Origin of the sequence: Streptomyces sp. SID12501, from assembly GCF_010550245.1 — a bacterium.
Classification (GTDB): domain Bacteria; phylum Actinomycetota; class Actinomycetes; order Streptomycetales; family Streptomycetaceae; genus Streptomyces.
This window is the reverse complement of record NZ_JAAGLU010000839.1, coordinates 1-414: the sequence shown is the minus strand read 5'-3', so window position 1 is coordinate 414 and position 414 is coordinate 1. Positions and strand designations below refer to the sequence as shown.

Genomic DNA, 414 nt, shown 5'->3' with positions numbered 1-414 from the left:
GGATCCGCGCGGTCCTGCGCCGCACGCAGCCCGACGACGGCGCCGCGTCGAACCTCCTGCGGTACGCCGACCTCGAGCTCGACGACGACACCCACGAGGTGCGCCGCGCGGGCCAGGAGGTCGAGCTGTCCCCCACCGAGTTCAAGCTGCTGCGCTACCTCATGCTCAACCCGAACCGGGTGCTGTCCAAGACGCAGATCCTCGACCACGTGTGGCAGTACGACTGGGGCGGCGACGCGAACATCGTCGAGTCGTACATCTCCTACCTGCGCCGCAAGATCGACCAGCTCACCGACGCGGACGGCCACCGCCTGCCGCCGCTGATCCACACGCGCCGCGGCGTCGGGTACCTGCTGCGCGAGTCGGCGTGACCGGGACCGGGTCCGCGGACGCCCCGCGCGCGCCCGGGCCGCA

At 72.2% G+C, this 414-nt stretch carries 1 protein-coding gene; it reads left to right on the top strand.

Annotated elements, in window-relative coordinates; genetic code table 11:
- On the top strand, positions 1-371 hold a 371-nt coding region (locus G3I71_RS48730), incomplete at its 5' end, for a response regulator transcription factor (protein WP_164325412.1).
- Positions 372-414: the final 43 nt, after the last annotated feature.